Source organism: Phenylobacterium sp. (assembly GCF_004297125.1).
In the GTDB taxonomy this organism is placed as follows: domain Bacteria; phylum Pseudomonadota; class Alphaproteobacteria; order Caulobacterales; family Caulobacteraceae; genus Phenylobacterium.
Genome location: NZ_SCVD01000039.1, coordinates 362,641 through 372,064, shown reverse-complemented (window position 1 = coordinate 372,064; position 9,424 = coordinate 362,641). Strand labels below are relative to the sequence as shown.

At 70.2% G+C, this 9,424-nt stretch carries 8 protein-coding genes; 3 read left to right on the top strand and 5 right to left on the bottom strand.

All coding sequences use genetic code 11. From position 1 onward, the window contains the following. Positions 1-118, bottom strand: a 118-nt coding sequence (locus EPO51_RS26495) for a hypothetical protein (protein WP_293347093.1), incomplete at its 3' end; no start/stop codon positions are given. A gap of 315 nt (positions 119-433) precedes the next feature. Here EPO51_RS26495 and hisS point away from each other — a divergent pair. From hisS to hisG, 3 genes are read left to right on the top strand one after another with little or no spacing between them, the layout of a single operon-like run. Further along, entirely contained in the window at positions 434-1,903 is a 1,470-nt protein-coding gene (gene hisS / locus EPO51_RS26490) for a histidine--tRNA ligase (protein WP_293357015.1), read from the top strand. Beyond that, positions 1,903-3,030, top strand: a complete 1,128-nt coding sequence (locus EPO51_RS26485) for an ATP phosphoribosyltransferase regulatory subunit (protein WP_293357013.1) — start codon at positions 1,903-1,905, stop codon at positions 3,028-3,030. Before hisS ends, EPO51_RS26485 begins: the two co-directional genes overlap by 1 nt. After that, entirely contained in the window at positions 3,027-3,977 is a 951-nt protein-coding gene (gene hisG / locus EPO51_RS26480; protein ID WP_293357011.1) for an ATP phosphoribosyltransferase, read from the top strand. Before EPO51_RS26485 ends, hisG begins: the two co-directional genes overlap by 4 nt. Before the next feature lie 305 nt (positions 3,978-4,282). Here the strand turns inward: hisG and EPO51_RS26475 are convergent, their stop codons facing one another. From EPO51_RS26475 to EPO51_RS26460, 4 genes are all read right to left on the bottom strand, one after another. Then, positions 4,283-6,355 carry a M13 family metallopeptidase gene (locus EPO51_RS26475; RefSeq protein ID WP_293357009.1) on the bottom strand — a complete coding sequence of 691 codons (2,073 nt, stop codon included), beginning with the start codon at positions 6,353-6,355 and terminating at the stop codon, positions 4,283-4,285. An 87-nt stretch (positions 6,356-6,442) separates the two neighbouring features. Continuing rightward, on the bottom strand, positions 6,443-6,883 hold the full coding sequence (locus EPO51_RS26470) for a copper chaperone PCu(A)C (protein WP_293357007.1): 441 nt from the start codon (positions 6,881-6,883) through the stop codon (positions 6,443-6,445). Between the two features lie 10 nt (positions 6,884-6,893). Then, positions 6,894-7,385: a YcnI family copper-binding membrane protein gene (locus EPO51_RS26465; protein ID WP_293357005.1), complete on the bottom strand. Its 492-nt coding sequence runs from the start codon at positions 7,383-7,385 to the stop codon at positions 6,894-6,896. Further along, entirely contained in the window at positions 7,373-9,415 is a 2,043-nt protein-coding gene (locus EPO51_RS26460) for a TonB-dependent receptor family protein (protein WP_293357003.1), read from the bottom strand. Before EPO51_RS26460 ends, EPO51_RS26465 begins: the two co-directional genes overlap by 13 nt. Between the last annotated feature and the right edge of the window lie 9 nt (positions 9,416-9,424).

Sequence of the window (9,424 nt, the reverse complement as noted above, 5' to 3'; positions counted from 1 at the left end):
CCGTCGCGAACTGCACCCGCGCCTGCACCTCCCCTGTGTTGGGGTTGAACACGTCGCCATACCGGCCCGACGCGCCCGCATAGGCCGCGCCATCGATGAAGTGGGTGATCTCTCGCATGGCGCGCTTTCTAGGACGCGCGCGCCTGCGCGCCTAGGGGCTCTGCGCTGCGAGGCGTCGGGGGCGTGATGACTCGTTCAGGACTTTCCGCTAGAAGCCCGCCGTCATGACGCGGTTCGCGCACCATCACGGCCATCACCATCCGACCCTCGTGGGATCGGCTGGCGGGCTCGTGGCTTAGGCGAACCCCCTTCCGAGCCCCGCATCCGCGGACGGGGCTTGAACTTCTCCAGCTTCGTCCGTCGACCTCCTATCGAGAGACGACCGATGAGCCTTTCCTTGAGTGACGCCCCCGCAGCCGCTAATCGCGCGGCCATGACCAGCGATCCGCAACGACCCGAAGCCCGCGCTCCCCGTGGGTTCAATGACCGCCGCGCGCGGGATGTCGTGTCCGAGCGGGCCATCCTGGCCGCCGTCAGCGGGGTCTACGAGCGCTGGGGCTTCGAGCCGCTGGAGACCGGGGCGTTCGAATATGCCGACGCGCTTGGCAAGTTTCTGCCCGACGCCGACCGTCCGAACGAGGGCGTCTTCGCCCTGCAGGACGACGACGAACAGTGGATGGCCCTGCGCTACGACCTGACGGCTCCGTTGGCCCGGTTCGCGGCGCAGAACTGGGAGACTCTGCCCAAGCCGTTCCGCCGCTACGCCTTCGGGCCCGTTTGGCGCAACGAGAAGCCGGGGCCGGGGCGGTTCCGCGAGTTCTGGCAGTGCGACGCCGATACGGTGGGCTCGGCGCGTCCCGAGGCGGACGCCGAGATCATCGCCATGGCGGTCGAGGGGCTGGAGGCCGCGGGCCTGCCGACCGGTTCGGCGCTGATCAAGATCAACAACCGCAAGCTCCTGAACGGCCTGATGAGCGCCGCCGGCGTCACGGACGACGGCCAGAAGCTGGCCGTGCTGCGCGCCGTCGACAAGCTGGACCGGCTGGGGCCGGACGGCGTGCGCCTTCTGCTGGGCGAGGGCCGCAAGGACGAGAGCGGGGACTTCACCAAGGGCGCGGGGCTCAACGGCGCCGCCGCCGAGCGGGTGCTGGCCTTCACGGCGGCCGGGGCGGGCGACCGCGCCTCGACCCTGGCGAAGCTGGCCGACGTGGTCGGCGGCTCGGCCGAGGGCGACGAGGGGCTGGCGGAACTGGCGGCCATCGATGCGGCGCTGGCCGGCCTCGGAGTCGGCGCCGACCGGGCGGCCTTCGATCCTTCGGTGGTGCGGGGGCTGGAGTACTACACCGGCGCGGTCTTCGAGGCCGAGCTGCTGCTCTCCACCCTGGACGAGAAGGGCCAGCCGATGCGGTTCGGCTCCATCGGCGGGGGCGGGCGCTACGACGACCTGGTGGCGCGGTTCACGGGAGAGCGGACCCCGGCCACGGGCTTCTCGTTCGGCGTCTCGCGGCTGGCTTCGGCGCTCAAGGCGGCGGGCCGCGACCTGACCAGGGCGGCGCGCGGGCCGGTGGTGGTGATCGTGTTCGACCAGAACCGGATGGCCGACTATTTCGCCGTCGCCCAGGAGATCCGGGCGGCGGGCATCCCGGCGGAGGTCTACCTCGGCTCCTCGGGGATGAAGGCGCAGATGAAGTATGCCGACCGTCGCCTCTCGCCCGCCGCGGTGATGGTGGGCGAGGACGAGCTCGCCGCCGGGACCGTCACCGTGAAGGACCTGGACCTGGGCCGGGAGCTGGCGGCCAAGATGACCGACAATGCCGAGTGGCGCGGGCAGCGGCCCGGCCAGCAGACCATCCCGCGCGGCGAACTGACCGCCGCGCTTCGCCGCATCCTGGACGCCGTCTGATGCGCGTCGAGCCCGCCGTTCCCGCCGAGGCGCTGGCGGCGATCCGCGCGCCGCTGGAGGCCTCCGGCGCCAACCAGGCCGATGCGCCGCTGCTCCAGCCGCTGAACCTGCTGCTGGACCTGGCCGGCGAAGCCATGCGGGCCCGGCTGTTCGTGGTCCAGGCCGAGGGCGGGACCGAGAGCTGCCTGCGCCCCGACTTCACCGTCGCCATCGCCCGCCAGCACATCGAGAGCGGCCGGGCGGCCGGGCTGTATTGGTACCAGGGGGCGGCGTTCCGGGCGTCGTCGGGCTCGGACCGGCCGGAGGAGTTCGTTCAACTGGGCCTGGAGATGTTCTCGCCGGGCGGCGGGGCCGTGGAGGCGGCGGACGCCGAGATCGCGGGCCTGGCCTGGCGCGCGGCGGCGGCAGGCGGCCGCGAGGACCTTTCGCTCTGGCTGGGCGACGTGGCCCTGTTCGGCGCCTTCGTCGAAAGCCTGGACCTGCCGGAAACCTTGGCCGCGCGGCTGAGGCGCGTGGCGGGGCGGCCGCGCCTCCTGTGGGCGGAGCTTTCGCGGACCGAACAGGCGACGTCGGACGGCGGCACGTTGGCGGGACTGCTGGCCGGCCTGTCCGAATCCCAGGCCGCCGCGTTGCTGGAAGAGGTGTGGGCGCTGGCCGGCGTGGAGCCGGTTGGCGGCCGCGGCCCGGCGGAAATCGCCGCGCGCCTGGTCCGCAAGGCCGAGGCCGCCAGCGCGCCGGCCCTGACCGAGGCCCAGTCCGACGCCATCCGCGCCTTCATGGCCATCGACGATGCGCCGGCCTACGCTTTCGCACGCATGCGCGAGCTGGCCGGCGCCAACGACGCCACGCTGAAGGCGGCCCTGGTCGGCTGGGACGCGCGCCTCCTGGAGCTGACGCGAGTGGCGCCTGCCGATCGCCTGCGCTTCGCGCCGGCCCTGGGCCATGCCTTCGACTACTACGACGGGATCACCTTCGAGGTGCGCAGCGAAGCCCTCGGGGCCGAGCGGCCGGTGGCGGTGGGCGGCCGGTACGACAGCCTGCTGACCCGATTGGGCGGCGCCGGGGACGCGCGGGCGGTGGGCTGCATGGTCCGGCCCTGGCGAGCCTGGACGGGAGGCGAGGCATGAGCGGTCTCATCATCGCGGTCCCCTCGAAGGGCCGCCTGAAGGAACAGGTCGAAGGCTGGCTGGCCGACTGCGGCCTGAAGCTCGAGGTCACTGGTGGAGCTCGGGGTTATCTGGCGAGCCTCAGGGGCGTGGCCGGTGTGCAGGTGCGCCTGTTGTCGGCGGCCGACATCGCCGACGCCCTGGACGCGGGCGAGGTCCACATGGGCGTCACCGGCGAGGATCTGCTGCGCGAGCGCGGCGAGGACCTGGACGGCCGCGTCCTGCTGCTGCGACCGCTGGGGTTCGGCCGCGCCGACCTCGTCACGGCGGTGCCCAAGAGCTGGCTGGACGTCGATTCGATGGCCGACCTGGAGGAGGTGGCGCACGACTACCTCCGCCGGACCGGCCGGCGGATGCGGGTGGCCACCAAGTACCTGTCCCAGACCCGCGGGTTCTTTGCCCGCCACGGCATCGCCGACTATCGCATCGCGGAGTCGGGGGGGGCGACCGAAGGCGCCCCGGCCGCCGGGTCCGCCGAGCTGGTGGTGGATATCACCAGCACCGGGGCGACCCTGCAGGCCAATGGGCTGAAGGTGCTGGCCGATGGGGTGATGCTGAGGAGCCAGGCCCATCTGGCGGCGGCCTTGCGCGTGACCTGGGACGCCGAGGCGCTCAGCCAGGCGGAACGCCTGCTGCGCGTCGTAGAGGCCCGGGCCGCGGCGCTGCGCAGCGCCACCTTGACCTGGCCGGGCCGGGGAGACGCCGCGGAGGACAAGGTCGTCGGCGCCCTGGTGAAGGCCGGAGCCTCGCGGCGGCCAAATGGCCTGCTCGTCGATTCCACCCAGGTGGCGGATTCGTCCCTCGCCTTGACGGCCGCCGGACTGGGACCGGTAACGGCGTCAAAACCTGATTTCGTGTTTGACGTGAATTGCCAAGCGCTCGACACGCTTAGGGCGAAGATTTTTTGACGTAACGGATAAAAAACAACGTAAAATTTGCGCCTGCTCGCGAAAATCTGATCTTCCCGTGTGCTCGCAGTCGGTTTGGCCCGTTGACTTGGGTAGAAAATTGCCGTTCTGTCATCAGGCGAGAGACATGAAGGCGCTAGTCCCGAGGTCTCCGGCGTTTCGGGGAGGAAACGCCCGCTCATTTAGAGCGACTGCTCAAGGCGGCCTGCAGCGACTATCCCCCGCTGCAGGCCGATTCTTTTTCCGGGCGACCCCATTTTCGACGATAGAGTCAAAATTCCCTATCTCCGGGAAGGAATGATCCGTCACCAGATCCGCACGCGCTTCTCCGGCGGCACGTACATCGGGTCGCCGGGCTTCACGCCGAAAGCGTCGTAGAAGGCGTCGATGTTGCGGGCGGGCAGGTCCACCCGCGCGGCCGGCGGCGAGTGCGGGTCGGAGACCAGGATCTGCTTCATGAAGTCGTCGCGGTATTTGGCGCGCCACACCTGCGCCCACCCCAGGAACACTCGCTGGTCGCCGGTCAAGCCGTCGATCACCGGCGCCGGCTGGCCCTTCAGCGACAGATGGTAGGCGTCCAGCGCCAGCAGCAGGCCGCCCAGGTCGGCGATGTTCTCGCCCATCGTCAGCCCGCCGTCGATCTTGGAGCCCGGCAGGACTTCGGTGGCCGAGTACTGCGCGCCCAGGCGCTCAGCCTGGACCATGAACTTGGCCTCGTCGTCCTTGGTCCACCATTCCGAGAGCCGGCCGTCGCCGTCCGACTTGCGGCCCTGGTCGTCGAAGCCATGGGTGATCTCGTGGCCGATCACCCCGCCGATTCCGCCATAGTTCACAGCTGCGTCGCCCTCGGGGTCGAAGAACGGCGGCTGCAGGATGGCGGCCGGGAAGACGATCTCATTCTTGGTCGATGAGTAGTAGGCGTTGATCGTCGCCGGCGTCATCTCCCACTCGGCGCGGTCGACCGGCTGGTTCAGGCGCGCGGTGCGGAAGTTCCAGTCGAAGGCCGCCGCCCGCTCCACGTTGCCGTAGAGATCGCCGTCAACGATCCGCAGGGCTGAATAGTCCCGCCACTTGTCGGGATAGCCGATCTTGACGGTGAACTTGCCGAGCTTCTCCAGGGCCTTCTGCTTGGTCTCCGGCCCCATCCAGTCGAGCTTCTGGATCCGGGCCCGCAGCGCCGCCTGGATGTCGCCGACCAGGGCCTCCATGCGCGCCTTGTTCTCCGGCGGGAAATAGGTGTCGACGTAGAGCTTGCCCAGCGCCTCGCCCAGGTTGCCGTCCACCAGGTTCACGCCGCGCTTCCAGCGCGGAGTCTGGGCTGTGGCGCCCGAGAGCGTCTTGGTGCGGAACTCGAACTTGGCTTGGTCGAAGTCCTTCGACAGATAGCCTGCGGCCTGGTCGATGGTGGTGAAGGCCAGCCAGGCCTTCAAGGTCTCGACGTCGGTCTTGCCGTAGATCGCGGCGATCTTGGGGAAGGCGGTGTTCTCGGCCACGACCACCCGCTTGGCGGCGGTCAGCTTGGCGCCGGCCAGGAAGGCGTTCCAGTCGAAGCCCGGTGCGAAGGCCGCCAGTTCGGCGGTCTCCATCGGGTTGTACGTCTTGTCGTCGTCGCGGCGCTCGGCCCGGGTCCAGGAGACCCTGGCCACCTCGGTCTCCATGGCGACGATGGCCTTGGCGTTGGCCTCGGGGCTGGGCCAGCCGGCCAGGCCCAGCATCCTGGCGATGTAGGCCTCGTATGCCTTCCGCTGCGGCTCGAATTTGGCGTCGAGGTAGTAGTCCCGGTCGGGGAGGGTGAGGCCGCCCTGGCTCAGGTAGAGGGCGTACTTCAACGGGTCCTTCGCGTCGTCGTAGACCTGCGGGTTGAAGAAGCTCTGGCCGAAGCCGGCAGCCGTGGCGCCCATCAGCCGGGCGACGTCGGCGCGGGATCTGGCGGCCCGCACCCCGGCGATGTCGGCGGCCAACGGCTTGGCGCCGAGCGCCTCGACCCGCGCCTCGTCCATGAAGCTGCGGTAGAGCGCGCCCACCTTGGCCTCGGGCCCGGTCGCCGCGGTGTTGGCCGCCGCCTTGTCGACCACGGCGCGCATGCGATCCTTGGACAGCTCGTCGAGCACGTTGAACGCGCCGTAGGTCGAGCGGTCGGCCGGGATCGTCAGCTTCTGCATGTACGTCCCGTTGGCGTACTCGAAGAGGCTCCTGCCAGCCGCCGAGGCCGTGTCGCGGCCAGCCATGTCGAAGCCCCAGGGGCCCATACGCGGCGCCTTGCTGAGGTCGCGGGCGGGCGTCTCGGGGGCGATGGCCGCGGTGTCGGCGGCGAAGGCGGCGGGTGCGGCGGCGAGCAGGGCGGCCGCACAGGCGGCGGCGAGCCAGGCAGTCTTCATGGGGTGATCGGTCTCTGCGAAGAAGGGGCGGCGCGGACCATGCTCCCGGCCCGCGCCGTTACGCTCGTTACATTTCTGTCAGGTTCGTCAGTGGTGATCGTGGCCCGCTGCCGGCGGCGTCAGGGTCGCGACGAACGACACTTTCAGCTTGGCTCCACTGGCGAACGTCAGGGTGGCGGGCACGGTGTCGCCGGCCTTCACCGCCTTGGTCAGGCCGATCAGCATCAGGTGGTATCCGCCCGGCGCGAAGGTGACGCCGCCGCCGGGCGGCAACTCCACGCGCGCGACCTGCTTCATCGAGGCCATGCCGCCGCTCATGCTGGACTGATGGATCTGGACGGTACGGGCCAGTGGGCTTTCCACGGCGACCAGGGCGTTCGGCTTCGCGTCCGGATTCTTCAGCGTCATGAAGCCGGCGCCGGTCTGCCCCAGGGCGGCAGGCCGGGTCCAGGCCGCCTCCACCTTGGGCGCGGCGTGGGCGGCGGAGGCGATGGAAAGAGCCGCCAGGGCGGCGAGGGCGAGTTTCATGGGGGCTATCCTAATGCGCATGATCATGGCCGCCTTCGGGCGCGGCGGGGGTGAGGGTGATGAACGGGGCGGGGAACTTTGGCCGCGGCGCGCCGGGCGGGGGCGTCTCGGTCCAACGGTTCTCCTGCGCGCCGCAGGACTGGATCGCCGGGAACGCCAGGGGCCCCGCCGCGGCCGGCAGCTTCGTCAGGACGACGAACTCGTCGAACTGATCGGGAGCGAGGCGGCCGCGCCAGACGATCGCCGAAACGGTCTCGCCGGAGCGAACGATCTCCAGCTTCCATCCCGGCTTGGGCTGGGGCCGAGCGACGGAGACACCGGCCGGGATCTCGACGCGAAGGGCCGTGGTGGCGGCCTTGTCCCCACACCCGTGCCCGACGCCGAAACGCAGCACCTGGTAGGCCCCCACCGGGGCCGTCGTGGGTTGCACGGTGACGTGGGCCAGCGCCGGCGCGGCGACGCCCAGGGCTGTGACCAGGACCAGACGTCTCAGAACGACCATTGCAGGCCTCCGAACACAGAGCGCCCGTCTCCGGGCCAATAGGCCGCCGTGGCGGGCTGGGCGCGGATCTGCGCCTGGACATTGGAGATGTAGGCCTTGTCCGCCAGGTTGCGGATGTCGAGGAACAGCGTGATCTGCTCGTTGACCGCGTAGCCGGCGTTCAGGTTCAGCACCGCGTAGGACGGGGCCTGGGTCCGGTTCACATAGTCCACCTGGATCTTCGAGGCCGACCATTCCACCGAGGGCGCGACGAACCAGCCGGCCGGGTGATCGTAGCGCAGCTCCGCCCGGTAGAAGTGCTTGGGCACGATGGGCAGGCGGTTGTCGCCGTACTGGCGATCGCCGTCGAACCTGAAGTCCGAGAGCGTGTAGGTCTGCCGCAGCCGCAGGCCCGCGACCACCTGCCAGTCCAGTGTCGCCTCGATCCCCTGGTGGAGGGTCTTGTCGGCGTTGAGCGTCGAGGCCGGGGTGTTGGCGTCCACCGTGTACTGCAGCAGTTCCCTGTCGAGCCAGGCGCGGTAGATCGTGACGTCCCACAGGAGCGGACCGCGCCGCCCACGCGTCCCGACCTCGGCGGTCCAGGCCTCCTGCGCCTTCACGGGGGCGAAGCCCAGATTGGTGGGCGACATCGAGCCCAGGTTCGGTGGCTCCACCGACTTGGTGACGTTCGCGAACACCTGGACCCCGTCGCCGCCCTCCCAGAGCAGGCCCACGCGCGGCGCCACCCAATCATAGTCCTTCCTGGCCTTCAGGTTGATCGTGCCGGCGACACCTGGGATCGCGAAGCTCGTATAGTCGCGCCTGGCCTGGCCCCAGGTCCCGCCGGCGACCACCGCAAGACGGTCCGTGACGAACAACCGGCCCTCGCCGAAGACGTCGGTGGCGTCGGCGTTCTGCAGCGTGCGCGAGGTAGGACCGCCCCGGGCGCCCTTCACATTCCCGTAGAAGTTGGAGTCGAGGTCGCCGGTGCGGACCCACACGCCTCCGTAGGCGTCGGCGCGCATGCCGCCCAGTTCGCCCTCCCAGTCCAGCCGGGCGAAGGCGGCGTAGTTGCGGCTCTGCTGGTCGATCACCTGGAAGATCGGGTGATCGAGGTCCTTCCACACCGCGTAGCCGCCGGCCTCCAGCACGGTGCTGTCCGAGAGCCGCCAGGTCGCACGCAGGGAACCGCGCAGGCCCCGCTGGTTGCGGCCCTGGTCGTTGGCGTAGTTTCCGGCCGCCGCCTGGCGCGGATCGGTGTCGAATTGCGGCCGGGTAAGCGCGCCTGGGATTTCCTGATTGATGTTCCAGCCGTTGACGACCAGCCGGACCTCGCGGTCTTCGCCGAAGCTGCGGCCCACGTTCAGCGCCCCGAACTGGATGTTCTGCTGACTTTGCGGCCGGTAACCCTGGCCGGTCTGGTTGGTGGCGGCCGCGAAGACGTCCCAGTCGCCATGGACGCGGGCGACGGCCGCATGCTCGCGCAGCATGCCGTAGCTGCCGCCATCGATCCGGACGAGGTCTTCATAGCCGGCGTTCTTGCCCGTGGGCGTCACGACATTGACCGCCCCGCCCAGCAGGGCGCCGCCGAAGCGGAGCGCATTCCCGCCGCGATAGACCTCCGTGAACCGTGCGATCAGCGGGTCGATCGACTGGCTGTCGCCATAGCCGTCTGCCTCGTTGAGGGGCAGGCGGTCCTGGGCGATCAGCAGGCCGCGGTTGTGGTTGGCGTTGCCGATTCCCGAGCCGCGGATCGAGATGCGGATGTCGCCGCCCCACTTGCGCTGGGCATAGACGCCCGGGACGTCGCGCAGCACGTCGTCCAGGGCGAGCGCGAATCGCTTCTCGTAGGACTCGGCCGAGACGACCGATACGGCGCCCGGTGTCTCGGACAGCCGCTTGCGGGCGTCGGCGACGGCGGGCGGGTCCTCGGGATTGCGGGCGCCGGTGACGATCACGGTGTCGACGGTGGGCGGGGCCTCGGCCTCCGCGTGGGCGACGGCAGGCAGGGCGGAAGCGGCGAGCAGCAGCGCGCGCCAAGTCATGGACATGGGAATGGA